Raw genomic sequence first — 26,100 nt, forward strand, 5'->3', positions numbered from 1 at the left:
CCGTTCGCCTAACCCCGCTTCAACCCGCGCCCCGGTCGCGCGTTCGTGCGCTCGCCATTGAGCAGCACGGGCGTACCGTTCACAAATACGTGTTCCACGCCGACCGCGAGCGCCTTGCCGTCATCGTATGTGGAACGGTCCGCGATTGTGCCCGCGTCGAACACCACCACGTCGGCCGCCAGCCCCTCGCGAATCAAGCCCCGGTCCTTCAGTCCGAACCGGCGCGCGACATGGTACGAGCACTTCATCACGGCCTCTTCGAGCGTCCAGTCGCCGTTGCGCACGTGGTGGCCGAGGTAGCGGGCGAAGCACCCGGTTCCGCGCGGGTGCGGTTTTCCACCCACGTAAATCCCGTCACTACCGGCCATCATCAGCGGGTGCTTCATCAACTTCAAAATGTCCGATTCCTGGCGCTCGGCGAAGTGCCGAATCACACACCCGGCCGCGAGATCGGTCGCGATGAGCAGATCACACGTGAAGTCTAGCACCGACTGCCCGCACAGTTCCGCGGCCCGCGGCAGCGTGTGCCCTTCGAGATGGCGATACTTGTCGTGCGGCAAACTCGCGAGCCGGATCGTTTCGATCGGAAATCGTGGGTTCGCGAACGCGGCTTCGAGCTTCTTGCGCGTTTCAGGAAGTTTCAATCGCTCAACGGTGGCCTCGATACCGCCTTCAAGCGTTTCCGGCGGAAGCGTGAGCATCGCGACAATGGTGCTGCCGTAGAGGTAGCAGTACAGATCGAAGGTTACGTCTACGCCTTCGGCACGGGCGGCATCGAGTAGCGGAACCGTTTGGTCGGCGAGGCAGTTGAAGTGCGACACGTGAACCCCGCACCGGGCACGTTTCCCGATATTGAACACTTCCTGTAACGCGGCCGGCGCCTTCTCGCGGTTGTACCCGCGCATGTGGGTCACGTACATGCCACCGAACGGCGCGATCTCTTCACACAGGGCCGTCAGTTCGTCTTCGTCCGCGTAGATACTCGGCACGTAGTCCAATCCGCTGGAAAGGCCGACCGCGCCCTGTTCCATTCCTTCGCGCACGAGCGCTTTCATCCACGAAAGTTCGCGCGCTGTGGGCTTTCTGGGGTCAAGCCCAAGCACCTCCATCCGAACGTTGCCGTTGGGAATCAGAACACAGGCGTTGATGGAAGACTGCCCGTCGAACTGTGCGAGGAACTCACCAATCGAATGCCAGTCGTGCCCGGGTGTTGGGAGGTTCCCATTGAACCCTGCGGTGTAGCGACGCATGTACGCCATCGTTGCCGGCGACGCGGGCGCGAACGCGACTCCGTCCTGCCCGATGACGTGTGTCGTTACGCCCTGCCGGACGCCCTGTTCGTGGACGGGATCGGCAAGCAGCGGTAAGTCGCCGTGAACGTGCGCGTCCACGAATCCAGGGCACACCACCATTCCGGTCGCGTCGATCGTCTGCTTCGCGCTCGCTCCGCCGAGGGCGCCCACAGCCGCAATGCAGTCACCGGTGATTCCCACGTCGGCCGCAATCCACGGAAGCCCGGTACCGTCAACGACGCGCCCGTTGCGGATGAGGTAGTCGAACATGAGAGAGTCGCGCCGTGTTGAGAGGGTTGTGAAGAACAATACCGCTGACCCGACACGCGGACCAGTTGAATCACGCCCGCGGCGCGGGATGGCGTGCCCCTGTTAGATGCGGTACAACAGCACTTCGTTTATTCTGCCGATCCACCATTCCGGGCACACTATGGCCGCCGCACACACGGTCCCGTACAAGCACATCCTGGCCGGATTGATCGGCGGTGCCGCACTCGGGTGCGGTGCGAACGCACTCGTCGAAAACGGCACCCTGGACCACGCGGTCGTCGCCGGAGCGGTGAAGTACGTCACTAAGCCCGTCGGCGACATCTTCATCAATTTGCTGTACATGGCGATCATCCCGCTCGTGTTCGCGTCGCTCGCGGTCGGTGTGACGCGACTCGGCGGCGGGGCCAACGTCGGCCGCATCGGGCTGAAGACGATCACGTACTTCATCGTGACCACCGCGTGCGCCGCGGCCATCGGCCTGACGCTGGTGAACGTGATCCGGCCGGGCGAGCGCGTACCACCGGAGCAGAAAGAAAAGTTGATGGCGACGTTCGGGTCGAAGGCGGACGAACGACTGGCGAAGAAAGGGGCGTTCGGTGTCGAGACGTTCGTAAACATCGTCCCGCGCTACCCACTGAAGGCGTTCGTAGAGAGTGACATGCTCGCGGTCATCTTCAGCGCGCTCGTGGTCGGCATCGCGCTCACCCGGATCGAATCGAAGCGGGCGGGCCTCATCATCGATCTACTCGAAGGGATCAATCAGATCGCCGATTTCGTCCTGCGACTCGCGATGTCCATTGCCCCCTACGCGGTGTTCTGTCTGATCTTCTCCACCACGGCCGAACTCGGGTACGACATCCTGGTCGCACTGGCCGCGTTCGTGTTCACGGTTCTGGGTGGACTCGCGATCCATTTGTGCGTCGTGCTGCCGGTACTGGTGAAATACCTGGGCGGAATGTCCCCGCTCGAATTCTTCAAACGGGCGCGGGGCACAATGTTGACCGCATTCAGTACCAGTTCGTCCAGTGCCACGCTCCCCACAGCGATGAAGTGCGCCGAAGAAGAGTTGAACGTGCCCCCGAGCGTGTCGCGGTTCGTATTGCCGCTGAGTGCGAGCATGAACCACAACGGCACCGCGCTGTTCGAGTCGGTGACGGTCCTGTTCCTGGCGCAAGCGTTTCTGCCGCCAGAAATCACGCTCTCGCTCGGCGACCAACTTGTGGTACTGCTGCTGTGCATTTTGACCGCGACCGGCATGGCCGGCGTCCCGGGCGGGTCGCTCCCGCTCATCGGGATGATTATCGTCACCGCAACGAAGGGACACGTTCCCGCCGGGGCCATCGCTCTGGTGCTGGGCGTGGACCGCATTCTCGACATGTGCCGCACGACGGTGAACGTGACCGCGGACCTGACGACCGCGGTCTTCGTGGCTCGGAGCGAGCCGGCCATTGATGCACCACCAACGCCGGCCGAGAAATCCGCAGATGCGAACAGTGCAAAAGTCTCGTGAATATCGGGAGGGCGCCGAGAATCGGCGCCCGTTGGTACTCAAACTCGCGTAACCCACGGGCGCACGTCCACGCCGAGCATCCCGGCTCGGCGCGCGGCTTCGAGGCCGATATCGGTGTCCTCGAACACCACACACTTCGCCGACTCGACCCCCAGACGCTTCGCGGCTTCCAGAAACACGTCCGGGTCCGGCTTGTGGCGCGCAGTGTCTTCGGCCGTTACAATCGCGTCGAACCAGTCGCGGATCGCGAGCCGGTCCAGCGTGCGCGTGATGGTGTCGCGGTACCCGCCGCTCGCGACCGCGATGGGCAACTTCCCGCGGTGCGCCGACGCGATGCCCACGACCGGCTCAATGGGCACGACCGCTTCGAGAAGCGTGAGGAACGTTTGCTCCTTCTCGTGGACCATCGCGTCCACATCGGGCACGGCGACGCCCACTTCGCCGGCGAGAATGCGGATAATGCTCGCCGTGGGCATCCCGCCCATCGCGTAGAACCGCGGCTCGGGGAACGGGATGCCGAACCGCCCGAGCAGCGCGGTCCACGCCCGGTAGTGAGCCGGCATGGTGTTCGCCAACGTGCCGTCGCAGTCAAAGATGAGTCCGGTCGTGCCCGCGGGCGGGGTCCAGGTGTGTGTGTGCATGAAGTTCTTTTAGGGCCGTTCCCGCCTCGCGACGACTGCCGGGCGAGTTTACGCGATCGCGCCAACTTGTCGGGGCGGTTCGGCGTCATATCATTGTGATTCGTCCAATCGGCGAAATCCTAGTCTCTGTTCTGCACCTAAGTCGCGACACCAACGGTCGAACATGCAGACGCCGGCGATCAACGTTCAGAACCTCTGCAAGAACTACGGTCCCGTCCAGGCCGTCGACGACGTCTCCTTCCAGGTGGCGCGCGGCGAACTGGTCGGGTTCCTCGGCCCGAACGGGGCCGGCAAGTCTACTTGCATGCGCATCCTCACGACCTGGCTCCCCGCGTCCAGCGGGTATGCGTGGCTCAACGGCTACGACGTGATGTACCAGTCGATGGAGGTCCGCAAGAACATCGGGTACCTGCCCGAAAGCGTGCCGGTGTACGGCGAGATGCGGGTCCGCGAGTACCTCGCCTACCGCGCCAAGCTGAAGGGCGTCGAGCGCCACGGGCGCGGCGCCCGCATCGACCACTGCATGGCGAAGAGCCGCGTGAAAGAGGTACAAAACCGCCTCCTCAACACGCTCTCGAAGGGGTACCGGCAGCGCGTGGGCCTGGCTGATACGCTCCTCGCCGACCCGCCCATTCTGATCCTCGACGAACCGACCAGCGGCCTCGACCCCGTGCAGATCGGCGAGACCCTCGCCACCATCAAGGAACTCGGCGGCCAGCACACGATCCTGTTCTCGACGCACGTCCTCCCGGAAGTCGAGAAGGTTTACGATCGCGTCATCATCATCGATAAGGGCCGCATCAAGTTCGACGAGACCAAGAAGGCCATCGACTCTCGCGAGGCATCGTACCTCCTGGAAGTCCGCGGACCGGCCGACGCGGTGGCCACGTTCTTGCGCGACCAACCGGAACTGGCCTCCGTCGAAGCCCGGCCGATCGAGAGCGATTTGACCGGGTTTGAGTTGCGCGTGCGCGACCGCAAGGACCACCGCGAAGCGCTCACCGCCCGGATCGCCGCAAGGGGCTGGGGGGTGCGCCGCGTAGACATTCAGCGCCCCAGCCTCGAAGCGATCTTCAACGACGTGGTGCGCCGGCGCCAGGAAACGGAATCTCAAGTCGCGCCCCCGCCCGAAGCACCACCCCCGGCTCCCGAGCCGGACAAGGCCCCGGCGGCGTAATGTACGCGGGAGCGCCCGGGTACGACGGGCCGCGCCCCGGTGAGAGTTCGTGACGGCCATATTCCGGTAAAAGTTCGAGCGCCCGACGCGACCAGTGGCAATGAGAACGGGGCACGTGCCCTCGCTCGCCTGAAATCAGAGCGCGAACTACCCATGAGCAGTACCCCGCCCGTAACGACCGCCCCGGTCCCCGCAGCGCCCGATGTGGGAGTGCTCCGCGCGCCGATCGAAACCGCGCCCTCGGCGATCAAGCTCGAGGGGCCGATGTTCGCCCGGTTCGTCGGGTTCCTCGGTCTGTTCCTACTGGTCCTCGGCGCGGTCGTGGTGGTCGCCACGCGCGTCACCGGGCAAGCGCGGATCGTTCCGGAGAACTGGGGGTTCCTGTTCTCCGGGGTGGGCATCGCGCTGATGCTCTACCACGCGATAATCGACGGCGAGCAAGAAATTCGGCGGCTGTACGGGATGCTGTTCGTAGCGTTCCTGGTCTTGTCCGTGGTCGCGGCCGTGCTACCGGGGCCGTTCAAAGCCGACTCCCAAACGGCGGGCTACTTCTTTATGCCGTGGGGGATCGGGGCGGCGATTCTGGCCATCCTGTTCGCCATCCCGTTCGTGCGACACGAGACGGACGAACTGCTCCGCACGATCAGCGGCGGGGTACTGTTGGTGCTGGGAGCGGGTTCGTGCGTCGGCGCTCTCGTGGCGGGCGCGCTGAACCCGGACTGGCTCGCGGGTCCGGGTCTGGCACTCGCGGTTCTCGGTTTGGGCTTCCTCAGCGTTTACTTGGGCCAAGTCGGGACCGACGACGGGATCGGCTACACGGTCGCGGTGGCCCTGGGCGCGTTCGGCGGTGCGGCCCTGTTCTACGTGTTCGCCCGCACGGTGTTCCCAACGGTCCTGTTTGACGGTCCGATGGCCCTGCGGAAACCGTCGCAGGCCCTCGACTACTGGAAGGTCGCCGGGCGGGTGGCCGTAGTGGTTGCCTCTCTGATCCTGGTGGGGACGGGCGCGCTGGGCAAGTTCCCGGTGTGGCTGCGCGCGGTCCTCGCGGGGACCGGGCTCGTGGTGGGAACCGTGTTCGTTTTGGGCAGCACGGGCACCTACGTGACAATAGCCCCGCGGCCGTTCCTGATCCCGAGCGGTGCGGTCCTGGGCGGTATCGGGCTGGTGTACCTCGCCGTTTCACTCGGTGTGTGCTCGGACAACCAGTTCGTCACCCTCGTCCGCCGCGAACTCGCCGCGTACTTCACCTCCCCGATCGGGTTCATCGTCCTGGCCGGGATGCTCCTGGTCCAGGGAACGTCTTACGTCCAGTTCGTCGCGACGCTCCAGAGCGGTCAGCCGATGCCCGAACCGATCGTCGAGGACTACGGTATCCACATCCTGAGCCTGATCGGGTTCATCCTCCAGATCCCGGCCCTGACGATGCGGCTGCTCGCGGAGGAGAAGCGGACCGGTACGCTCGAAGTGCTGCTGACGGCCCCGGTCAACGAGATCCCGGTGGTCGCCAGCAAGTTCCTGGGGACGTGGATCTTCTTCATGCTCTGCTGGGTCCCGGCCGGGCTGTTCCTCATCGCCCTTCGGACCGTCGGTGACGCCCCGTTCGATTACCGCCCAATGATCGGGTTCTACCTGGCGCTGGCCGCGCAGGGGGCGATGTTCCTCGCGATGGGGCTGTTCTTCTCGGCCCTGACGCGGGACCAAATCGTGTCCGCCGTGCTCACGTTCGCCGTTCTGTTGGTCCTGCTGGCGTTCGCGTTCCTGCGCCGCCAGCCCCTCTTGCTGGACCTCCCGGACGCGCTGCTGGCGGTCGCGAACCGCCTGTCCTTCTACCACACGTGGCTCGAATCGTTGTCCGGTCAGCTCCCGGTCCGGAACCTCCTCCTGGCCCTGTCGCTGACGGTGTTCTGGCTGTTCCTGGCGACGAAGGTTCTTGAAACCCGCAAGTGGAACTAACGGCCCGACCGCCCCGACGCACCGTAGGATCGCGAACCAACCATGCAACCGACGCCACCCGCACCCGTCCCGAGCACCCCGCCCCCGAGCGCGGGGCTCCCGATCGTTGAGTACGTGCGCACCCAGCGCCAGAACACGGGGATCGTGCTGGCGACCCTCGCGGTCGTGTTCCTGGCGCTCGCCGGGTACCTGGGCGTCAAAGGGTTCCGGAAGCCCCCGGAGCCGGAACCGGACAAGCCCGCGGCGGTGAACCCGCTCGACCCCGAGCGCCCGGAGCCGCCCAAAGGGGTCGCGCTGTCAAAGCAAAACGATTACGCATTGGGCGCGATCGCCACCCTCGGCGCGTTCTTGATCGCCGCGGTCGGCGGCGGGTGGCTGGTCGCGGCCCTGCCCAAGCCGACGGAAACGCAGCAGCGCACCGAGGCGCTCACGCTCATCTTAGCGGTCGGGGGCGGGTTCGCGCTGGTGCTCATCGCGGCCGGCGGCCTGTTCTTCTACCGGTGGAGCGAGAGCATCGTTAACTGGCTCGAAAAGAACCAGGAAGAGGAGGCCCGGTACGTCCTGATCCCGGTCCTGGCGGTCGCGTTCGGGGCCGCACTGGGGTTGGCCGCTGTCGCCCCGGCCCGGGCCGAGGAGCGGAACAACCCGTCCCTCCGCAAACTCGTGTACGGGTCCAACCTGGGGATCACCGCACTGGTACTGCTGGTCACCCTCATCGCCGCTAACGTAGTGTTCGCGTACCGCGTGTCGAACAAGATCGACATGACCGGCAGCGGGTTCTACGCGATGAGCCCGCAGACGGAGGAGTACCTGCGCGACCTGCCGGAACCGATCCAGGTGTACGCCATCATCCCGGACTCGGGGCAGCGCGAGGTCAACGACCTCCGCGACGTGCTCACGCGGTTCCAGGAGACGAGCCGGAACAAGCTGACGATCAAGTTCATCAGCCCCGTCTCCGGGACCGTTGACCTCACCGAACTCAAGGCCAACTACCCGCCCGTGCAGGACGGCGAACTGGGCGTCCTCCTCACGTTCCCGAGCGACAAGAAGCGGTTCTCGTTCATCCCGGTGAACGAGTTCTTCACCACCGAATCGGGCGGGCGTGGGGACGCCCCGCGGTCGGTCTTCACGGGCGAGGCCCGGCTGGTCAAGGAACTACTGTTCCTCGCGGACAACAAGCAGAAGCCGAAGGTGTACTTCACCCAGGGGACCGAGGAGCTGGACCTCACCGCCCGGACGGACCCGGAGCGCGGGGCGACCCGGCTCCGCGCGTTCCTGGAAAAGAACTACCTGGACGTGCAGCCGCTGGTTCTCGACGGGGAGAGCCCGAAAGTTCCGGACGACTGCGCCGTGCTCGTGGTGGCCGACCCGCAGAAGCCGCTCGGTCCGAAGTCCGTGGACGCGGTCCGCAAGTACATGACCGAGCGGAAGGGGAAATTGGTCGTCTTGGCCGGGGCGACGCTACCCGGCCCGACCGTGCGCAAGGTGTCCCCGACCGGGCTCGAACCGGTGCTCGGGCAGTTCAACGTCGGGCTGAGCGACAAGTACCTGTTCGCGCTGTCCGCCGACCGGCGCGTCCCGGTCACGACCCCGCCCGTCGAGTTCACCCAGGCCGCGGCGGACGCCAAGAACCCGATCGTCCGGTTGTTCCGCCGGCTCAGCCTCCAGATGCCCTTCCCCCGTGAAGTAACGGCCCTGACCACGGCGCCGGGGCTGACGGCCACGCCGCTCCTGATGACGGACACCGAGGGGGGGGCGTGGCTCACCGACGAGTTCCCGGCCAACCCGAACGTGCGCCCGGGGAACGCGCCCGTCGCGCGGCGCCGGACCGTGGGCGTCGTCGTCACCGAGGGCGGCACCGGGCGCGTCGCGGTGTTCGGCAACGGCCTCATGGTGTGCGACGCCCTGGCCGGTCAGTTCGGGGCGGAGAGCCCGCCCGCGTTCGACCTGCTCGGGGCCACCATCGACTGGCTCCGGGACCGCCCGCCGGTCCCCCAGGGCGTCGAATCCAAGACCTACGCGGTGTACGCCCTGCCCGGGGCCAAGACGATCGACGGCACCCGCCTCAAATACGTGCCCGTCGTCTTCGGGCTGCTCGTGGTCGCCTCGCTCGGGTTGGGCGTGTGGGCCATCCGCCGACAACAGGCGTGACCGCGAACCCGACCGCACCACCGACGAACGACTGGGAGCTGGGGTATGAATTTCCGATTGACAACGGTTCTGATCGGCACGGTGCTCCTCGTCGGCGCCGTGCTCCTCGTTCGGACGTTCTTCATCGAACCGCCGGCCCCCGACACGCTCTTGGTCGGGCTCGGGGACGCCAAGCCCGGGGACATCGACGAGGTCGTCATCGAGCGCCCCGAGGCGCAGACCGCGCTCAAGTTCAAGCGCGTCAGCGGGGACGACTGGGAGATCGTCGAACCGATCCGCGCGAAGGCGAACGGGGCCGCCGTCAAAGCCGTCGTCGAGTCCCTGCTCAAAGCCAAACCGACCGTGTTCGCGGAACTGAGTTCGACCCCCGCGTTCCACGGCCTCCAGCCGCCGAGCTTGAAGGTCACGCTGCGCCAGGGGGAGCGGTCCGCGGCGCTGAACGTTGGTAACGTCAGCATCGGCGGGCGCGAAGCGGTGGCGTTCGTAACCACGACGGCCAAACCCGAGCGCCCCGTCGCGGTCGGGCGCCGGGATCTCGACGCCCTTTTCCGCCAGGACCAGGTCGGGGGCGGGGGCAAGGCGGGCGACCTCGCGAAGTGGACCGCGGATTACCGCTCGCCGGCCGTCTTCCCTTCCGATGCTCGCGCCGCCGGCGAGGACGTCACGTCGGTTCGCTTGGAGCTCCCGAACAAGAAAGCCGCCCTCGCGCTGACTCGCACTCCGAGCGGCGCGTGGAAATTCGATAGCCCCGCCGGGTGGGGCGACGCCGATGTGGAGGGCGACGCGGCCGGCGCGCCCAACACGTTCACCGGTGTGCGCCGGTTGCTCGGCGCGCTCACCAGCGTGACCGCGGCGACCCCGGCCGACTTCATCGACGACCCGAAAGACCTCAAAGAGTACGGCCTGGACGCGGGCAACCCGGACCTCGTAAAGGTCGAGATGAAGACCAAGGACAACCAGACCGCGACCGTGTACTTCGGCAAGCGCGAGGCGGCCGCGCCGGGAGTGCCCCCGGTCACACCGGGGGCCAAAGTGTACGCGCGCGTCGAGGGCCAACCCGGGGTGATCCGCGCCACGGCGGGCGACCTCAGCGGGCTGAGCGCCGTTGTGCTCGATCCCGCCCCGCTCCGCGATCGCGCCCTCGTGAACGCGGACCGCACGAAGATCGACGGCATCGACATCGTGCTCGCGGGCCAACCGGCCGACAAGCCGACGAAGCTCCGCCGGTCCCGAGGGGAACGGTGGCGGTTGCTCAGCGAACCGGGCGCCCCGCAACCCGCGTTCGGTAGCGCGGTCGAGCGCCTGCTCGACGTCGTCGTGGCCCGCCGGTCGATCAAGGAATTCCCGGCCCCGAACCCGGCCAATTTCACGGCGATCTCCGCGACGCTCTCCGTGTGGGCCGACGGGTTCGCCGCCCCGACCGACCCCAAGACCGAGCCGACCAAACTCGAGTTCGGGCGCAAGGACGGCGACACGATCTACGTCCGGCGCACGCGCCTTGGGCTCCCGCCCGACGAGTTCACCATCCCCGCCCAAATGAAGGTCGGTGCGGCCACCGAGACCGTCGACGTGGCCACCACAGTCGGTCTCTCGCGCCTCGACCTGCTCGACCGGGACTTGCCGTCGTTCTCCGATTCGACCCCGGTGCGCATCACCGTGACTGGGGCGGGCACCTACACCCTCGCGCGCGACGAAAAACCGGGCCAGTCGCCGGAACAGTTGTGGCGCTTTGAAGCGCCGGACGCGCGAAAGGGCCAAGTGGCCGACGGGGGTATCGTGCGCAACGACCTGATCTACAACCTGGCGAACCTGAATTCGCGGTTCGGCCGGTTCGTGGACGAGGATCCGAAGCCGGAGAAGCTCGCCGAGTACGGCCTTGCGCCGCCGCGCCTCAAGGTGGTCGTCGACCTGCCGCCGAACTCGGAACCGAAGCAGGTCGCGTTCGAGTTCGGTAAGGACTACCCCAACGACCCGGACAAAGTGTACGCAAAAATCCCCGGTCGGTCCGCGGTGTTCACGCTCCCGCGAGCGGTGCTCGACAAGTTCGTGAACCCCGACCTCCGCGACCGGCTCGTTTTCCGCACCGTCCCCGCGGCCACAGTTAACAAGGTGGTTCTGCAGGGCTGGGGCGGCGTTCTCGGCGTCCCAACGACGCTGAACCTTGAGAAAAACAAGGACGGCGTGTGGGTGGCGGCACCGGCCGCGCCCGGCGCACCGAACACCCTGGCCGGGTTCCCGGTCGATTCGGCCAAGGTGTCGGCGTTCATTGACATAGTCACCAAGGCCCAGGTGAAGACGCTCGAAAAGGGTAAACCCGAAGCCAAGCACGGGTTCGCCAACCCGAACGAACTTTTCGATGTCCGGTTCGAGTGGCCGGGCGGGAACGCGACCTTCCGGCTCGGTGCCAGCCCGGACAATGGCGCCACTTACTACGGTGAAACGAGCTTGCTGCCCGCGAGCGATCCGGTGTTCACCATCGACGGTGCCCTCCTGAAGCCGTTCAAAGACCAGCCCCGCGGCTTCTCGAAGTAATCTCAATCGGCGGGCCGGTTTCTGTACCGGCACGCCACACCAACCGAAATGAGGCGGCGCGGAGCGGTGTCCGCCTCACAACTCTCCATGCAAACCTTCACCAGTGTCGGCTGCACCGTGTGCGGGTGCGTGTGCGACGATCTCACGGTGACGGTGGATCAGGGCCGCGTCACCGAAGCACGCGGCGCGTGCCGTCTCGCGGAGCCGTGGTTCCGCGCACAAAACACCACGTCTCCCTCCGCGGTTCTACTCGACGGTCAGCCGGCCGAACCGGGAGCCGCGTTCGACCGCGCCGCGGAGATCCTGCGAACCGCGCGTTACCCGCTCATCTACGGGCTGTCGCGCAGCACAACCGAGGGCCAGCGCGCCGCAGTCGCGCTCGCGGACCGGATCGGCGCGACCATCGACACCACCGCCAGTACCGGTCACGCGCCGTCCATCGTCGCGCTCCAGCAAGTGGGCGAATCCACCTGCACGCTCGGCGAGGGCAAGAACCGCGCGGACCTCATCGTGTTCTGGGGCAGCGACCCGGTCGTGACGCACCCGCGGCACATGGAGCGCTATTCGGCCGATCCGGTCGGGCGCTGGCTCCCCAACGGGCGCGCCGACCGGTTCGTGGTCGTGGTGGACGAAGAGGAAACCGAGACCGCGAAACGCGCCGACCTCTTTGTGCAGGTGCCGGGCGCCCGGAACTGGGACGCGCTCTGGACCCTGCGAATGATGTTGCGACAACCTACCCCCCCGGCCCCCCTCCCTAAAGGGAGGGGGGAGACAGAACCTAACCCCCTCCCCCCCTTCCCTAAGAAGGAAGGGGGAACAGAACCGAATACACAAACAGCCGCGCCGCAAGTATCAGTCTTAAGCCCCTCCCCCAAGGGGAGAGGGGTTGGGGAGGGGTTGCAGACCGAAACTCCCCCCTTCACCCCTTCACCCGCGCTCTCCCAACTCGCGGACCGCATCTCATCCGCGCGGTGCGGAATGTTCTTCTTCGGTTCCGGACTCACGCGCGGGAAACTCGCGCACCGCACCGTCGAGGCGCTGCTGCAACTGGTCTCCGAACTGAACGACCGCGGGCGGTTCTACGCGCGCCGCATGCGTCGGTTCGGGGACGTGGCCGGTGCAGACTCCGTACTCGCGTGGCAAACCGGCTATCCGTTCGGTGTGAACCTCAGCCGTGGATACCCGCGGTACAACCCGGGTGAATTCACCGGACCGAACATCCTCGCCCGCGGCGAAGCGGATGCGGTCTTGCTGGTCGGGAGCGAAACGGTCGCCGACTTCCCGCCCGCGGCACTGGAGCACTTACGGAAGATCCCGGTGATCGCGCTCGATTCGCCCGGTGCGGAAGTTCCGGTACCGGCGGCGGTACGGTTCACCACGGCCGTGTACGGTATCCACCGCCCCGGTACCGCGTACCGCATGGACGAAGTACCGATCCCGCTCCGCGTGCTCTTACCGACCAACTACCCCAGCGACGCCGACGTGCTAAACGAACTGCTGAAGCGCGTGGGTTGAAATCACCGAGTTCACCTCAGCCACGACTGGTACGCAAACACCCCAACGGCGATCACGAGCGCGAGCGACGCGGCGTACCCGATGGCGGTCATGCGGCGGTAGTCGCGTTCCTCGGCGACCGCGGTCGCGGTCCAGCCGACGTTGTTTTGTAAGCCGATGAGTTGCTGCACCACGCCCGCGACAAACGCTTGATCCTGTTCCGCGGGACCGGTGCCCCCGAGGTACGCTCCCGCCAACATGGGGAGCCGATCCGCGCCGTCGGTGATCCCGCGTCCCAGCAAGCGCACGAGAGCCGCTCGGCGGGAGTGCAATTCGCACAAAAGCGCCCACAGCCGGGCGTTCGCGCCCGACCAGCGCTCGCCGTTCCCCTCTGCTTCGCTGCCGAACCGCTGGTACGCGACGCCCGGCAGCAGGCTCCGCGCCACCCAGTCCATGCCGTTGAACAGCACGTCGGGGCGCTTTTCGGCCGGCACCGCGGGTACGAGGGGGAACGACCGCCCGAGCAGCCGTTCCCGAGCGAGCGGTTCCGGCAAACCGCGGAGCAGGTCGCGGAACCCGGGAAGGTCTTGCGCGTCACAGACCACCGCGGCAGCCGGGCAGTGAACTTGCAGCCCGGCTTCGGCCGCGAGCAGGTCGTCGCGGCACGCCAACGCGGTGCGGTCCGCGACCGCTTCGGACGACGTACCGGCCACCGGAATCAGCCAGATGATCCCGTTCGCGGGGCAGTACGGGCGCCGGCGCTCGGCGATCAGCCGGCACAGGTATTTCAAACGGCCCGCGAGCCGTTCCGCCTCGTCCGCGGGCACGGCGGGCACGTCCGAAACGCCCGGACGCGGGAGCCACTCGTCCAGCACATCCATCGATGCGCTCCCGGCTTCGGGTACGACGACAAGCGCCGAGCCGGGCAGCACTTCGAGCGGGCGCTCCGTACTGTCGAGCAGGTCGAACCCGGCCGGTGGCGGTGGGGGCGCAGCGGCGCGGGCTTCGCTCACGAAGATGTCGGCCAGTCGGCACAAAACCGACGCGCCGGGACACACCACGAACACCGCGTCGCGTGTCGCGTACACTTGCACCGGCGCGCCGACCGTGCGCGGTTCCGCGCGCACGGCGAACGGGAGCTTCGTCGCGGCGAAGAAGTCGGCGAGATCGGTTCGCGGCTTACCGATCACAACGAACAGCGGTACTTCGGTCGGGTCGATCCCGGCCGCGTCGAGTGCCTTGAGCGCCCCAGCCCACGCATCGTCGATGTCGGGGTGCGAACCGTCACGCGGATCGGTGAGTAGCCGGAAGAACCAGTACCCGAACCACGCGCCGGTGTACATCAACAGGAACAGCAGCGGCAGCCAGTAGGCGTACAGTCCGGGGAACGGCGAGAGCAGTTCGGTTTCGAGGTGGTATCGCTGGTTGATCGCGTACAGTCCGAGCGTAACTAGGATCACGATCAGAATGTGTAACGTCCACACAATGACGCGCAACACCTTGCGCGACGTGAGCCAAGTGAAGAAGTCTGTGAACATGCCGCGTCCGATTACGTGACTTTGTCTTCGTAGCGTGTTACTGAACGACCGAGCGCATGCACGTCCGCACGAAAACCCTGTTCGGCGAAGCCTTTAGGTCAAAAAACCGTCCGATGCCGGCTAACAATTGCTAACATTCTGGCCCGATAAGGGTTCAGAACCGGGCCGTTCGTAGCAAAAGCACCAAGATTTCCAGGCAATTGGCTCACGGGGTGTGCCGCGGTATTAATATCCACTCGGTTTTGGGAACGTCTTTCAAGGCCGCCACTGCCACGGAATAGCCGATCCAACATCGAAACAAGCCACCCCAGAGCGGTATTGAATGCCACCAACCCGGCACTTCAAAAAGGCGTCGTAATCCCAGTCGCGGCGCACATTGAACTGGCGAAATAGTGTCTCGTCTGTAGCAACGTAAAGCGCCACCCTCACGCTGTCAGCAGGACGATAGAAAGCCCCGCGCAGGACACACGGCGGTTCATCCGCCCAACCCCATCGACATTCTGCGAGGCCGAGCCGCTGAACCACATCGCCTACCTTTTGACCGAGGCAACCTTCCAAAACGGCTTCGGTCACTTCCACGTTTTGTGTACCTCGCGTTGTCAAATCTGGCGATTATCGACTAACACTCGCTAACCTCTCACCCTTCTGGAGCACATCTTCCAATTGATGCGCCAGTTTGGACACTTACGGCGACTACCGGCTCACATGGCATTATACGCCACTAGTATACCAAAATTCAGTAAAATTATCTCTTTCTGCTGGCCTGTTCACACGACCGAGGAAACGCGGCATCACTTCATCAGTTGCCGAGCCACTAAAAGCGCCCCGAACGGAATGCACACCAATACGGACAGCCCTGCGAACGCGGCCATCCGCGCCAGTCGCGCTTTGCCGTATCGGGGTGGCACGCTCGCGGGCGGCTCCAGCGCTTGCGGGCCGACCCACTCGGTGCGAAGAGCTTTCACCAGGCGCTCGCGCGTGGAACCGAGCCACGCCCGCAATTGCGCTTGGTCTTCGACCCATTCACCGCGGAACCCGAGCACCGCACACAAGTAAAACACTTCCAGGTCGTCGTCAGTGGCGCGTTCGGCGGCCATGCGAGCCTGGATCCAGAAGCGCCACGCGCGGTCGTTCGTTTCGTAGAACTCGACCTCGAACTTCCGCTCGTTCCACTGACCCGCGACCGGCGAATTGAGCGTGAACAGTTCATCGATCCAGCTCGCGAGCGCGTACCCGATGCCGAGGTAACGGGCTTCCGGCGAACTGAGACTCGCGGCGGACAGGTCGATCTCGAAGCTCGATACCCCCGGCCGCGCGGAGGGCGGGGCGAACGTCAGCAGCAGTTCGCGGAACCGCGCGATGAGCAACTCGCGCCCCGCGTCAAACGGCGGTCCCGAACCGGTCGCCCAGTCGTCGCGCAACTTTAGCGCCGTGCGCACGATCGGGTTCACCACGGATAGCAGTTGGTCGCGCATTCGCTTGTTCTACGCTCTCCGCTTTTGCGTTCCGCCGAGTCACAAACCACTGTCGTACACCGAAAGCCACTCCTTATGAGCGGCTTTGAGCCGGTCCCGACTAGTCGGCGATTCTGTGATGACATCCATACCGCCGTCGTAGGGGTGCAGAAGCCATCGGCAGTCCGGCGCCACGATCATCACGTTTGCGAGCGTGCAATCAGCAACCGATCGGACGATTGGGTCAAACGTCTTCGGTCGCCAATCCCATACACTCGCGAACACGTGCCAGTAACCCGGCGGGGACGAATCACCGTCGAATTCGTGCGTCACGACACTTCGCCACAGTGTCGCGTTCGGATCGACTGCGTCGAATCGGGGGCCTCGCACCGCCACCAAATCTTCCGAGTATCCAGCAGTCAGGAGAACGATTCTCCGCTCAGTCCCAGTCAGTTCGCCGAGAATACAATTGTGGCGTTCCAGTACCGTTTCGTACTCGCTTTCGTCTTCTGGATAGCGTTTCGACTCCGGTAAACTGTGGAACCGCACCCAGCGATCAGGAAACGCGACACGTAACCAGTGTCCAACCGGCTCACAATTCGGGAATCGCTTTTGCCAGTCTTCGAGCATCTGAGAATCTCTCGTCCCCTACCCCGCGGGCACCGCGTACAGCGTGAACTGCATCGTGTTCGTGCGCCCGCCGCCCGCGCGAACCGTGACCGTGCGCTGCCCCTGGATCGCACCCACCACGCGCGTCTCATTGAACCGCACAGCGACCGTAAGCGACCGCGTGACGGCGCCCCACTCGCGTTCCGGCAACCGGCTCAAGCGGCAGTAGCGCTGCCCCGCGAGGTCCGGGAGCAAGCCCGGTCGGGGGCACGGCTCGAACCGGAGCCCCGCCTGACCGAGTTGATAGATCGCGTCCACGCGGTCGCCGGACCCGATCTTCATGTCGAGTTGCCCCGGTACTGTGAGCAACCGCATCATCTCGTCCGGGTCCATCTCGGAGCGTACCCCGAGGTACAGTTCCCACGCCGGATCGAGCCACGTCGGTTCGATCGCGGCCTGCATCCGCAAACCCATCCCGATGAACGGCCGCTCCTTGTATTCCGGCTCCGGCAGGATGTCGAGGAGCGTGTCGAGGTAGACCTTCACGCGGTAGAAGCACCCGCCGAGGTCGTCGTGATCGTAAGGCGGGATCGCGGGCCAGCGCCCGGAGCGGTCGAAGATCGCGAGCTGCCCGACGAGCCGGCACAACTCGGTGTAAGCCATGAGCGGCGGGATTCCCGGCGTGAACGCGATCACGCTCAGCACCGCGTAGGACTCGTTCAGTTCGCGAAGGTGCGCGGCCGAAACCGCGTCCTGCGGGTCGGTCCCTACGAGCGCCCCGCCCCGAGCCGCCAGCGCGCTCGCGAGCCGTTCGCGCTTCCGCCCGATGCGGTCGAAGAGCCCTTGCAGGATGTCGCCGTGCAACGCGGGCCACGTGTCACACGCCAGCACCGGCGGGATGTACGACACGTCAATTTCGGGCGGCGCGTTCGCAAGTGCGGACTTCACGAGCCGCACGAGCGGGAGCGTCGCGAACCCCGTTTGGTCCTGATCGCCGACGAGGAGTCGCAAGTTGTGCAACCGCACTCGAATCGGTTGCGGGTTCACGCCCGTGTTCTCGTCTTCGAGTTCCTGCGTATCGAGCCGGTAGCGGGCGTTCGGGTCCGGCACGTCTTCCGAGATGTTCGCTTTGCCGAGGTTAAGGGCGGGGGTCGCCAGATACACCATCAGCGGTTGCCCCGGCTCGAACAGCCCCTTGAGTTCGAGTGTGGGGAGTAAACCGTCGGTGGGGACTTCGATCGGGGTGCCGTCACGGAACACCGCACGCAGCGACCGCACAACGAAGCGGTTGTTCGCGAGCGCGTCCGGATCGACTTCGACGGTACGCAGCCCCCAAACGTGGTGCGTGGGCCAGCTATTGGCACGATGCGCCCGGGCCGTTAGATACCGGTGCTCGGCCTGGAACTGGTGCGGCTGGAGGAACATCCCCTCGTGCCAGTGAACCGCCCGGGCCGTCATGCGGAGACCTAATGTGTTGAGGGTGTTTGAGTAGCGACAGTATAAGCGGGTGCGAAAACCGACTGCAAGTCTTACGCTCCTCGGGGCGTACTTCTTTCGTGCCGCGCGCCGGTACCGGGCGGTTTGTACCGATTACATGCCGCGCGCGAACCCGTGGACGTAAACGTCTGCACCGGATTGCGCGAACGTGACGCCCTGCAACGCGAGCGCCTCGGCCATTTTCGCAACGCCGGTCCCACCTAATGGGGGTGCGGCTTCAGTTCCCCCAATCACCTTCGGCGCAATGAAGACGTGAAATTCATCCACAACACGTTCGTCGAACGCAGAACCGAGTATCCCCGCCCCACCTTCGATCAACACGCTCGTAAAGCGCCGACGACCGAGGTCCGCGAGAACCGCGTCGAGCGTCACCGTTTCTTCACGAAGCGCGACTACTTCCACACCGTCCGCCACCCAGCCGTCGAGCCTCCGGGCGTTCGCGCTGGTCGTGTACACCACAACCGGCACTTCCCGCGCGGTACTCCGAAGCTGGCTGCGTTCCGGCAATTCACCTGATGCCGAGATCACCACCCGCGCAGGTGTTCGTGGCCCCGGTGGGCGAACCGTAAGTAGCGGGTCATCAGCAACAACAGTTCCGCGCCCCACGATGATCGCGTCCAGCCTCCCGCGCAGTTCGTGAACCCGGCGACGCGACTCCTCACCGCTGATCCATTTGGAATCACCCGTCCGCGTGGCGATTTTCCCATCGAGTGTCATGGCCCACTTCGCGTGGACCCACGGGCGCCCGGTCCGGATCAACTTCAAATAAGGGGCGTTGAGGGCGAGCGCATCTGATTCGAGCAGTCCGACGTGAATCTCTTTCCCCGCGTTCCGCAAAATAGAAAGCCCGCCGCCGGCGACTTTCGGGAACGGATCGGCCATCGCTACCACTACGCGGGCAACGCCGGCCTTCAGGACCGCGTCCGTACAGGGGGGCGTTTTTCCGTGGTGACAGCACGGTTCGAGGGTGACCACGAGCGTTCCGCCGTGCGCACGATCCCCAGCCGCGGCCAGCGCGAATACTTCCGCGTGCGGGCCGCCGAACTTCTGGTGCCAGCCCTCGCCCACCATTTGGCCGCTCGCGTCGAGCACCACGGCCCCAACCATCGGGTTCGGTTCGACGAATCCGCGCCCCCGCGCCGCGAGCGTAAGGGCATGTCGCATCCAGGGTTCTAGATCGTTCACGGTTCAGTTCTCAATAACCGCGCAAAATAAATTCGATTCTGTGCGAACCCTTTGATGAGTCCCGCGTCTATCTAGCGTACACCGCGAGTTGGAATCAACAACCGCGGGTGAATCACCAACACGGCAGTCAACATACACGCGATACAACCATGACACGCTGGCACACGAGTAACGAGCTTCACCTGACGACCGCAACGGTCGCCGCGAAGACGCTCTATACCGCCGCCGGCCTGGAAACGGGTTATGCGTTAGGTCTGGATCTTGATACCGCGGCGCGCGTCGAGCTTGAAGCCGGCATGAGCGGTACGAGCGATACGAGTGGGTGACCCCTGGCGAGCCATGTTATGGCAACCGCGCCGGCCGGGGGTACAAGTGACCCCCGGCCGGTTCTCGTTTTGAGGCGCCCGGGTGACGGATAAATGCCCCGTTCGACTTCCGGTGAGGTCGGTGGCCTTTCAAGCCGCTTAGGTCGGGTTCGACTCCCGCACGGGGTACTGAAACACAGGTGGGGATTGCGTCTGGGAACGCGCTCGGTCTCCAAAACCGACGGCTTGTCCTGCGGGGTTCGATTCCTCCCCCACCTGCTGATTGTGAATGGTCCCGCGGGCCAGTGGAGTGGCCGTCTCCCTGTCACGGAGAAGAACGGGGGTTCGAGTCCCCTCGGGATCGCTGCTGTGTTGAAAATTGGTGTTTTGCTCGTGGCACGGGCCTCTGGCCTGTGGAGGCACTCACACAGGCCAGAGGCCCGTGCCACCAAACCAAGAACCCCAAACATCAATTCGACGCAGTTGATCGCTACCCGGTACCGGGTAAACGGAAGTGTGTCCGACGTTGGCTAGGGGCCTGCCTCTTAAGCAGGTTTACGTGGGTTCGATTCCCACCGCTTCCACTGTTTGTGACGGTTTGATCCGCGCCCATGATGTAGCGGTAGCCTATCGCTTTGCCAAGGCGGATGTGTGGGTTCGACTCCCACTGGGCGCTCTTGATTGTAGAACCGGAGGCCGATCGCCCCTGTGATGTAACGGTAGCTTGCCGTCTTGGTATGGCGGACGCGCGGGTTCAACTCCCGCCGGGGGCTTGATAGAGCTTCAAGTTCCACAAGTTCTTAGTTCCAAGTCAAATACATGACTGCGAATTATCAACTTGGAACTTGGAACTTGGAACTTGGAACTTGGAACTTAATTGACGGCACGGTACGCCAACTGGCAGTGCGACCAAGCTCAAACCTTGGTGTGTGTGGGTTCAAATCCCTCCCGTGCTACTCGATTGATGTCGGTTACGCCTCCGGACGCGCGGTGGGCCGCCAGACTGCCTGTAAAGCAGTCGCCCCTTGTGGGCAATGTGGGTTCGATTCCCACCCGGGGCACTCGGAAAAGTGCGGAATGCGGAGCGTGGAACGCGGAACGAATACGAGGAAAATCGGAGCTTGGTTTTGGTTTTGGTTTTCGTTCCGCACTCCGCGTTCCAAGTTTCGCGCTCCCAAAATACGGCCCGTTCGTCTAGCGGTTTAGGACGCCAGGTTCTCAACCTGATAACGGGGGTTCGATTCCCCCACGGGTCACTCGGAACGGTTTGAAGAATAAGCACGGTGTTAGTTCACCGATTTATTGATATCAAGCGGTTCCCAAACGGTGATGTAGACCAACTGGAAGGAGTCGCCACGCTCAGAACGTGGACAGTGTGGGTTCAAATCCCACCGTCACCACTCTCAAACATTGCGGACGGGCCGGCGCCCGACCGGGTCTCATAAGCCTGGATGCTGGGTTCAACTCCCAGGTCCGCAACTCCCTCGGCGCGTTATGGCGCCGAAGTCTATCGCGGGCGGGCAGGTGCTCTGCTGGGTCTCATAAGCCCGGCCGCTGGGTTCGAGTCCCAGGCTTCGCGACTCGCGCTCCGCTCGGCGGGGCGCGCATGGCCCGGTGGTGTAACGGGAGCCACGCCGGTCTCAGAAGCCGGTGCCGTAACGGGCGTGAGGGTTCAACTCCCTCCTGGGCCACTGACGGAAAATGACCTCGTGCTGTAATTGGGAGCCAGAGTCGGTTGAGAGCCGGCTGCCGTAAGGCGTGTGGGTTCGATCCCCACCGGGGTCACTGTGCGTTGACGGGATCGCTCGCGGGCGAGAGTTGTGCCTTGCAAGCACGACGACGGGGTTCGACTCCCCGCGGTTCCACTCGATCGGTTTGCGTTCAACAGCCGCGTGGGGCGGACTAATCAACGTCCGGCCGACTGGGGTTCGTTCCGCGCCCCGCGGTTGCTGAACACAAACTGGTCACTTACGGACGGGAGCCGGATACGGTTGGCCGGGACGCTTTGCTAAAGCGTTCGCCCTCACGGGCGTGTGGGTTCAAATCCCACCCCCTCCGCTGGTACTTACCCTGGTGGTGAAACGGAGATCATTCCGCGCTTCGAACGCGGCGTTCCGGGTTCAAATCCTGGCCGGGGTACTTTATGAGAGCGTTCCGTCAGATGTGTACTGCACAGTTCGCACTGCGGATGTTTCCAAAACTGAGCGCTGAAGGAAAAGCTACTGAACATTCATCTGGTCCTGTGGTCTAGCGGTTCAAGGCGCCTCCCTGACACGGAGGAGAACGGTGGTTCGATTCCACCCAGGATCACTCCGAGTTGCGTTTTTTCAGACGATAATGCGCATCTCGGCTCCGTGCGGCATGTGGTGTAGCGGTAGCACGCGGCCCTGTGAAGGCTGAGGTGATGGGGTTCGACTCCCCCCGCGCCGCCCTCTGTTAACTTTCTGTTACGGGTCCAAGGTTCAGAATCATTCGCGATTTCGCGGCACTTCACAATTTGGGTTTGACGCGCTGAAGTGCTTGTTTTTCCAGTCTTCTGCCGGTGTGGCGCGACCCAGAAAGGCACCGAGCTCGTACCTCGGTTCATGCGGGTGCGAATCCCGCCGCCGGCTCTCGATCCGTGTCGATTATCGAACCCGTTGCGGCGGTGCGCGTTACGCGCCCTCCGCGCGGGATCGTTTCGTTTACATTCCCGTTCCCGCAGTGGCACGGCGGCGTTTAGGTCTGTAGGATTTCAACTCCGAAAATTGCCCGCCCTCTTTCGCCGCAAGTGCCGGCGTCTACCTGGTGCCAATATGACCGAGTTTGCAGAAGCTCGCAAAGTGGCCGCGTTGCTCGCGGCCGTGGCCGAGCCGACCCGCTTGCGCGTCCTGTGGCAGTTGGCCAAAGGCCCCCAGCACGTGGGCAAACTTGCGGACCTCGTCGACATCAAGATGGTGAACATGTCGCACCACCTCGGCGTGATGCGCCAGGCCGGGGTGCTGGAAGACGAGAAGGACGGGCGCCAGGTGATCTACCGGCTGCGCCCGGACGTGTTCATCCCCGGCACGACCCCGGACGTGCTCGGCGTCCTGACGCTCGGGAGCTTCCGCGTGGTGATGCGGGCCAAGCCGGAAGCCCCGCCGGTGTCGATCAACACCAAGACCCGCCGGAAGACCGCGAAGAAATAATGAACGCGCCCCAGCGCCGTCCTCGCAACGGCGTCCCGAAGCCCGCCTCCCTATGATGTGGGAATGCTCAGTCCCACAGCACCCCCGGACACACTGTCGCGCCCGCTCTGGCGACAGGTACTGGCACTCGCTCTCCCCGCACTCGCACAGCAGTACCTCCACCTCGTGGTCCAGCTCTCGGACCAGTTCCTCGCGGGGCGGTTCGAGCTGCCCGACCCGAACCAGCGCATCGGTTACCTCTCCGCGCTGAACACCGCCGGCTACCTCTACTGGTTCGTATCGAGCTACACCGTTCTAGTGAGCGTGGGGAGCACCGCGCTCGTTGCGCGGTTCGTCGGGGCCAAAGATTGGGCACTGGCCCAGCACGCGACCGGTCAGTCGGTGGTGCTCGCGGTCGTGTTCGGGTTGCTCGGCACCGTGGCCGCGCTCCTGGGGCTACCGAGTCTCATCGAAGCGCTGAAACTCACCGGCGATGCGGCCCATCTGTGCGTCGAGTTCCTCACACCGCTGGCGGTGCTGCTCGCGTTCCAGATCACGGAATCGGCGTGCGCCGCGTGCTTGGCGGGAGCGGGGGACACGCGCACCGGCCTCAAGGTACTCGGCCTGGTCGCCGTCCTCAACGTGCCGCTCGCGTGGGGGCTGTGTTTCGGTGTCGGTCCGATCCGGGGGATCGGCTTCGTCGGGATCGCACTCGGTACAGGGATCAGCCACGTCATCGGGTGCGTCCTGCTGCTCGTGATCCTCTCGCGCGGGAAATCGGGTCTGAAACTGCGCCTTGCGAATCTCTTACCAGCACCCCGGCTGATCCGCCGGTTACTGCGCGTGAGCGTGCCGGCCGCGATCGACAGCCTGTCGGCCGCGTTCTGTCAGTTGTGGTTCCTCAGTCTGGTAAACAGCCTGGGTGATACGGCCGCGTCCGCACACGGCATCGCACTGAAATGGGAAGCGCTCGGTTTTTTGTCCGGGGCGGCATTCGGAACCGCGGCGATGGCCCTCGTGGGCCAGAACCTCGGCGCGCGAACCCCGGACCGCGCCGCCCGGAGCGGGTGGACCGCCTACGCCCTCGGCGGCGGTGTGATGTCTTTTATGGGCCTGCTGTTCGTGCTGCTCGCGGAACACATGTTTCGCCTATTCTGCCCCGACCCGAGTTTGCAGCCTATTGTTGATGCGGGCGTACCAGCACTGCGATTGATCGCGTGCGCGATGCCGGCACTGGCGTCGCAGATCATCTTCACGGCGGCTCTGCGTGGAGCTGGTGATTCGCGAGTTCCGGTGCTGTTCAGTTGGTTCGGGTTCCTGTGCGTGCGGATTCCCCTCGCACATCTCCTCACCGCCCCGCAAGTTAACTTGGGTTCCCTCGGGACGATCCCCGGGTACGACCTCGGGCTGTTAGGGGCCTGGGTCGCGATGTGCTCCGACTTGTGGGCGCGCGGAACGTTCTTCGCGATCCGGTTCGCCAGCGGGAAGTGGAAGAAAGTGGAAGTGTAAACGTTGTGAGCGGCGGGGGAGTGAAATCACCGACCTACACTGGTAACAGAACGAGGGCACGACCGCGTGCAGTTGTTAAGAATCATACTGATGTCTGTAGCCGCGGCCGTGCTCTACGGTGTCGCCCACGATCAGGTGACGGCTCGCATCTGCGTCGAGTATTTCACGATCGGCCACCCGCCGGTGTTCGGAACCGACGACCCGACGCTACTCGGCATCGGGTGGGGCATCATCGCTACGTGGTGGGTCGGCTTGCTTCTCGGTGTCCCATTGGCGGTGGGCGCTCGCGCCGGGTCGCGCCCCAAACGGTCGGCCGCATCGCTGGTGCGACCAATCGCGCGGCTCCTTACCGTGATGGCACTGTGCGCGACGGTCGCCGGAACTACGGGGTGGCTGTTGGCCCGATCCGGGGTCGTGTTTCTCATCGGCCCCATTGCCGACGAGCTACCCGCTGATCGACACGTGCCGTTCCTCGCGGTTCTTTGGGCGCACGTGGCCAGCTACGTATCCGGGCTGGTCGGTGGACTGGTGGTGCTAATGCAGGTGTGGCGTTCGAGAGGTGCAACTATCGTAGTCACAGGCGGAACAACTGCAATCGAATGATTTTGCCGGTGACAAGCCATTTCGACGAACGCGAGTTCACGTTATTCCGATCGAGTCGCGTGAACCAGCGAAGAAGCAAGCACCCGCCCCGTGCGAATGAGTTCACCGCGCCGGGGGGACACGGCCGGCCGCGCCGACTACTTGTCTGCTTTCACGTACTTCGCGATCCGGCCCTTGGGACCGGCGGCCCAGCCGTCGCCCGACGCGGTAAAAGCGACGCTGTTGTACTTCTCCCGGTCTAGCGACTTCCAGGTCGCACCGTCGTCTGCCGAAGCGTCGGAGCCCGATGTGCCGACGGTCACCCACCGGTCCTTCGCCCAGGCGACGCCGGACCGGAACGGCAGCGGTTTCTCAACGGGCTTCCACGTTTTTCCGCCGTCGGCGGTAACCGCTCCCGTTGCTTCCGTGCCGTCCGGTTTGCGGTAATCGCCCCCGACGATCACACCGTGGTCGCGGTCCCGAAACGCGATCGAGAACACCCCGGCCGATTCGATCCCGGCCAGGAGTGGCGTTTCGCTGGCGCTCCAGGTTTTCCCTCGATCGCTCGAATGAAGCACTCGCGCGACCTTAGCCCCACCGGTGCAAAACCAGACGTCGTTCTCACCGCGGGTGACGAGACAGGTGCCGCTGGCCGCGAACGCGCCTTCCTTCGGCAGGGCCGCAGGTCGGCTCTTCTCTGGTAACAGAGTCCACTTCGCGCCGCCGTCGTCGGTAACGAGCAGATGGAACCGACCGTCCACCGGGTCGCCGAACGCGATCCCGTGCTTCTCGTTCCAGAAGGCGATCGCGTCGAAGAACGCCTTGGGTTCGGCGCTTTTGAACTGGAGCGCCCAGGTCTTACCGCCGTCCGTCGTCTTGTAAATCCGGGACGCTTCACCGGGGCCGGCACTCAGCAAATACGCCGTGTCTTCCCCGAACGCCTCGACGTCGCGGAAGTCGAGTTTGTCCGCATCGGGCACCGAGCCGGCGGTCCACGTCTTACCGCCGTCGGTCGTGCGACCGAACGTTCCCTTCGTGCCACTGACCCACGCCACTTTTGAATCGACCGCGTACAGCCCCCGGAAGTCCGCGTCCGATTTGATGACCTGTTGTTGCCACTGACCCGATGCGAGCGCGTTGTCGAACACGCAGAGTAGCACGGCAATGAGAAACGCCTTCATAAGTGCTCCGGTTCAAGTTCGCGAGACGACGTTAGGTTTAGTCCGCATCTCGTGACGTGGTTGCGGATTTC

General features: G+C 64.7%; 19 protein-coding genes and 16 tRNA genes. 26 read left to right on the forward strand and 9 right to left on the reverse strand.

The features are described 5' to 3' along the window. Positions 1-8: 8 nt before the first annotated feature. Entirely contained in the window at positions 9-1,562 is a 1,554-nt protein-coding gene (locus VT84_RS05545; RefSeq protein WP_082838794.1) for an N-acyl-D-amino-acid deacylase family protein, read from the reverse strand. A 160-nt stretch (positions 1,563-1,722) separates the two neighbouring features. Here VT84_RS05545 and VT84_RS05550 point away from each other — a divergent pair, with 160 nt between their 5' ends. After that, positions 1,723-3,072, forward strand: coding sequence for a dicarboxylate/amino acid:cation symporter (locus tag VT84_RS05550; protein WP_162271602.1), 1,350 nt, complete (start codon positions 1,723-1,725; stop codon positions 3,070-3,072). 38 nt (positions 3,073-3,110) lie between these two features. Here VT84_RS05550 and VT84_RS05555 read toward each other — a convergent pair whose 3' ends face one another. Beyond that, a complete protein-coding gene (locus tag VT84_RS05555) occupies positions 3,111-3,713 on the reverse strand; it encodes an HAD family hydrolase (protein ID WP_052560675.1) in 603 nt (200 codons plus the stop codon). A 163-nt stretch (positions 3,714-3,876) separates the two neighbouring features. Here VT84_RS05555 and VT84_RS05560 point away from each other — a divergent pair, with 163 nt between their 5' ends. From VT84_RS05560 to VT84_RS05580, 5 genes are all read left to right on the forward strand, one after another. Further along, on the forward strand, positions 3,877-4,890 hold the full coding sequence (locus tag VT84_RS05560) for an ABC transporter ATP-binding protein (protein WP_082838796.1): 1,014 nt from the start codon (positions 3,877-3,879) through the stop codon (positions 4,888-4,890). A gap of 153 nt (positions 4,891-5,043) precedes the next feature. Further along, positions 5,044-6,843: an ABC transporter permease gene (locus VT84_RS05565; protein WP_082838797.1), complete on the forward strand. Its 1,800-nt coding sequence runs from the start codon at positions 5,044-5,046 to the stop codon at positions 6,841-6,843. 42 nt (positions 6,844-6,885) lie between these two features. Further along, a complete protein-coding gene (locus VT84_RS05570) occupies positions 6,886-8,994 on the forward strand; it encodes a Gldg family protein (RefSeq protein WP_082838798.1) in 2,109 nt (702 codons plus the stop codon). Between the two features lie 45 nt (positions 8,995-9,039). Beyond that, positions 9,040-11,526 (forward strand): DUF4340 domain-containing protein, encoded by a 2,487-nt coding sequence (locus VT84_RS05575; protein ID WP_082838799.1) that lies wholly within the window; start codon positions 9,040-9,042, stop codon positions 11,524-11,526. A gap of 87 nt (positions 11,527-11,613) precedes the next feature. Further along, a complete protein-coding gene (locus tag VT84_RS05580; RefSeq protein ID WP_082838800.1) occupies positions 11,614-13,041 on the forward strand; it encodes a formylmethanofuran dehydrogenase subunit B in 1,428 nt (475 codons plus the stop codon). 11 nt (positions 13,042-13,052) lie between these two features. Here the strand turns inward: VT84_RS05580 and VT84_RS05585 are convergent, their stop codons facing one another. The 6 genes from VT84_RS05585 to ribD form a co-directional block, all read right to left on the reverse strand. Further along, positions 13,053-14,558 carry a type VI secretion protein IcmF/TssM N-terminal domain-containing protein gene (locus VT84_RS05585; protein WP_082838801.1) on the reverse strand — a complete coding sequence of 502 codons (1,506 nt, stop codon included), beginning with the start codon at positions 14,556-14,558 and terminating at the stop codon, positions 13,053-13,055. A 255-nt stretch (positions 14,559-14,813) separates the two neighbouring features. After that, complete coding sequence (locus VT84_RS38110; RefSeq protein ID WP_157469207.1) at positions 14,814-15,137, reverse strand: hypothetical protein; 324 nt, start codon at positions 15,135-15,137, stop codon at positions 14,814-14,816. 212 nt (positions 15,138-15,349) lie between these two features. Next, positions 15,350-16,033 carry a DotU family type IV/VI secretion system protein gene (locus VT84_RS05590; RefSeq protein ID WP_052560679.1) on the reverse strand — a complete coding sequence of 228 codons (684 nt, stop codon included), beginning with the start codon at positions 16,031-16,033 and terminating at the stop codon, positions 15,350-15,352. 39 nt (positions 16,034-16,072) lie between these two features. Beyond that, positions 16,073-16,642, reverse strand: coding sequence for a hypothetical protein (locus VT84_RS05595; RefSeq protein ID WP_082838802.1), 570 nt, complete (start codon positions 16,640-16,642; stop codon positions 16,073-16,075). Positions 16,643-16,660: 18 nt separating this feature from the next. Continuing rightward, positions 16,661-18,079 (reverse strand): type VI secretion system baseplate subunit TssK, encoded by a 1,419-nt coding sequence (tssK, locus tag VT84_RS05600; RefSeq protein WP_082838803.1) that lies wholly within the window; start codon positions 18,077-18,079, stop codon positions 16,661-16,663. Positions 18,080-18,211: 132 nt separating this feature from the next. Further along, entirely contained in the window at positions 18,212-19,282 is a 1,071-nt protein-coding gene (gene ribD, locus VT84_RS05605; protein ID WP_082838804.1) for a bifunctional diaminohydroxyphosphoribosylaminopyrimidine deaminase/5-amino-6-(5-phosphoribosylamino)uracil reductase RibD, read from the reverse strand. A 170-nt stretch (positions 19,283-19,452) separates the two neighbouring features. Between ribD and VT84_RS38115 the strand changes: the two genes are divergently transcribed. The 20 genes from VT84_RS38115 to VT84_RS05680 all read left to right on the forward strand — a co-directional run bounded on the left by VT84_RS38115 (position 19,453) and on the right by VT84_RS05680 (position 24,869). Beyond that, the gene (locus VT84_RS38115; protein WP_157469209.1) at positions 19,453-19,629 is read left to right on the forward strand and encodes a hypothetical protein; all 177 of its coding nucleotides are present in this window, start codon (positions 19,453-19,455) and stop codon (positions 19,627-19,629) included. Positions 19,630-19,724: 95 nt separating this feature from the next. Further along, positions 19,725-19,797, forward strand: a tRNA-Glu gene (locus VT84_RS38120). Positions 19,798-19,899: 102 nt separating this feature from the next. After that, positions 19,900-19,972 (forward strand) — tRNA-Asp (locus VT84_RS05610). A gap of 146 nt (positions 19,973-20,118) precedes the next feature. Then, positions 20,119-20,192: transfer RNA gene (locus VT84_RS05615), tRNA-Lys, on the forward strand. 21 nt (positions 20,193-20,213) lie between these two features. After that, positions 20,214-20,284: transfer RNA gene (locus VT84_RS05620), tRNA-Gly, on the forward strand. Between the two features lie 26 nt (positions 20,285-20,310). Then, positions 20,311-20,381: transfer RNA gene (locus tag VT84_RS05625), tRNA-Thr, on the forward strand. Positions 20,382-20,490: 109 nt separating this feature from the next. Further along, positions 20,491-20,564, forward strand: a tRNA-Leu gene (locus tag VT84_RS05630). Between the two features lie 19 nt (positions 20,565-20,583). Next, a tRNA-Tyr gene (locus VT84_RS38125) sits at positions 20,584-20,669 on the forward strand. 122 nt (positions 20,670-20,791) lie between these two features. Then, positions 20,792-20,864, forward strand: a tRNA-Glu gene (locus VT84_RS05635). Between the two features lie 69 nt (positions 20,865-20,933). Beyond that, positions 20,934-21,008 (forward strand) — tRNA-Leu (locus tag VT84_RS05640). Positions 21,009-21,216: 208 nt separating this feature from the next. Next, positions 21,217-21,299: transfer RNA gene (locus tag VT84_RS05645), tRNA-Leu, on the forward strand. Between the two features lie 12 nt (positions 21,300-21,311). Continuing rightward, a tRNA-Leu gene (locus VT84_RS38130) sits at positions 21,312-21,393 on the forward strand. A 187-nt stretch (positions 21,394-21,580) separates the two neighbouring features. After that, positions 21,581-21,666: transfer RNA gene (locus tag VT84_RS38135), tRNA-Ser, on the forward strand. Between the two features lie 9 nt (positions 21,667-21,675). After that, positions 21,676-21,747 (forward strand) — tRNA-Arg (locus tag VT84_RS05650). Between the two features lie 97 nt (positions 21,748-21,844). Continuing rightward, positions 21,845-21,918, forward strand: a tRNA-Val gene (locus VT84_RS05655). 46 nt (positions 21,919-21,964) lie between these two features. Further along, positions 21,965-22,039 (forward strand) — tRNA-His (locus tag VT84_RS05660). 107 nt (positions 22,040-22,146) lie between these two features. Continuing rightward, positions 22,147-22,220: transfer RNA gene (locus VT84_RS05665), tRNA-Thr, on the forward strand. Positions 22,221-22,403: 183 nt separating this feature from the next. Further along, the gene (locus tag VT84_RS39445; RefSeq protein WP_052560683.1) at positions 22,404-22,778 is read left to right on the forward strand and encodes an ArsR/SmtB family transcription factor; all 375 of its coding nucleotides are present in this window, start codon (positions 22,404-22,406) and stop codon (positions 22,776-22,778) included. 63 nt (positions 22,779-22,841) lie between these two features. Continuing rightward, positions 22,842-24,266, forward strand: coding sequence for an MATE family efflux transporter (locus tag VT84_RS05675; RefSeq protein ID WP_052560684.1), 1,425 nt, complete (start codon positions 22,842-22,844; stop codon positions 24,264-24,266). Positions 24,267-24,356: 90 nt separating this feature from the next. Further along, positions 24,357-24,869 carry a hypothetical protein gene (locus VT84_RS05680; RefSeq protein ID WP_204249716.1) on the forward strand — a complete coding sequence of 171 codons (513 nt, stop codon included), beginning with the start codon at positions 24,357-24,359 and terminating at the stop codon, positions 24,867-24,869. A 137-nt stretch (positions 24,870-25,006) separates the two neighbouring features. Here the strand turns inward: VT84_RS05680 and VT84_RS05685 are convergent, their stop codons facing one another. Next, positions 25,007-26,029 carry a WD40/YVTN/BNR-like repeat-containing protein gene (locus tag VT84_RS05685; RefSeq protein WP_082838806.1) on the reverse strand — a complete coding sequence of 341 codons (1,023 nt, stop codon included), beginning with the start codon at positions 26,027-26,029 and terminating at the stop codon, positions 25,007-25,009. Between the last annotated feature and the right edge of the window lie 71 nt (positions 26,030-26,100).

The sequence above is a fragment of the Gemmata sp. SH-PL17 genome (assembly GCF_001610855.1).
GTDB classification, from domain to species: Bacteria; Planctomycetota; Planctomycetia; order Gemmatales; family Gemmataceae; genus Gemmata; species Gemmata massiliana.

Coding starts and splice junctions, on each gene's coding strand:
- VT84_RS05555 (WP_052560675.1), bottom strand. CDS start 3,713: ATGCACACACACACCTGGACCCCGCCCGCGGGCACGACCGGACTCATC.
- ribD (WP_082838804.1), bottom strand. CDS start 19,282: ATGCGACATGCCCTTACGCTCGCGGCGCGGGGGCGCGGATTCGTCGAA.
- VT84_RS05590 (WP_052560679.1), bottom strand. CDS start 16,033: ATGCGCGACCAACTGCTATCCGTGGTGAACCCGATCGTGCGCACGGCG.
- VT84_RS05675 (WP_052560684.1), top strand. CDS start 22,842: ATGCTCAGTCCCACAGCACCCCCGGACACACTGTCGCGCCCGCTCTGG.
- VT84_RS05575 (WP_082838799.1), top strand. CDS start 9,040: ATGAATTTCCGATTGACAACGGTTCTGATCGGCACGGTGCTCCTCGTC.
- VT84_RS05585 (WP_082838801.1), bottom strand. CDS start 14,558: ATGTTCACAGACTTCTTCACTTGGCTCACGTCGCGCAAGGTGTTGCGC.
- VT84_RS05595 (WP_082838802.1), bottom strand. CDS start 16,642: ATGCTCGAAGACTGGCAAAAGCGATTCCCGAATTGTGAGCCGGTTGGA.
- VT84_RS05560 (WP_082838796.1), top strand. CDS start 3,877: ATGCAGACGCCGGCGATCAACGTTCAGAACCTCTGCAAGAACTACGGT.
- VT84_RS05550 (WP_162271602.1), top strand. CDS start 1,723: ATGGCCGCCGCACACACGGTCCCGTACAAGCACATCCTGGCCGGATTG.
- VT84_RS38115 (WP_157469209.1), top strand. CDS start 19,453: ATGACACGCTGGCACACGAGTAACGAGCTTCACCTGACGACCGCAACG.
- VT84_RS05580 (WP_082838800.1), top strand. CDS start 11,614: ATGCAAACCTTCACCAGTGTCGGCTGCACCGTGTGCGGGTGCGTGTGC.
- VT84_RS39445 (WP_052560683.1), top strand. CDS start 22,404: ATGACCGAGTTTGCAGAAGCTCGCAAAGTGGCCGCGTTGCTCGCGGCC.
- VT84_RS05680 (WP_204249716.1), top strand. CDS start 24,357: ATGTCTGTAGCCGCGGCCGTGCTCTACGGTGTCGCCCACGATCAGGTG.
- VT84_RS05565 (WP_082838797.1), top strand. CDS start 5,044: ATGAGCAGTACCCCGCCCGTAACGACCGCCCCGGTCCCCGCAGCGCCC.
- VT84_RS05570 (WP_082838798.1), top strand. CDS start 6,886: ATGCAACCGACGCCACCCGCACCCGTCCCGAGCACCCCGCCCCCGAGC.
- tssK (WP_082838803.1), bottom strand. CDS start 18,079: ATGACGGCCCGGGCGGTTCACTGGCACGAGGGGATGTTCCTCCAGCCG.
- VT84_RS05685 (WP_082838806.1), bottom strand. CDS start 26,029: ATGAAGGCGTTTCTCATTGCCGTGCTACTCTGCGTGTTCGACAACGCG.
- VT84_RS05545 (WP_082838794.1), bottom strand. CDS start 1,562: ATGTTCGACTACCTCATCCGCAACGGGCGCGTCGTTGACGGTACCGGG.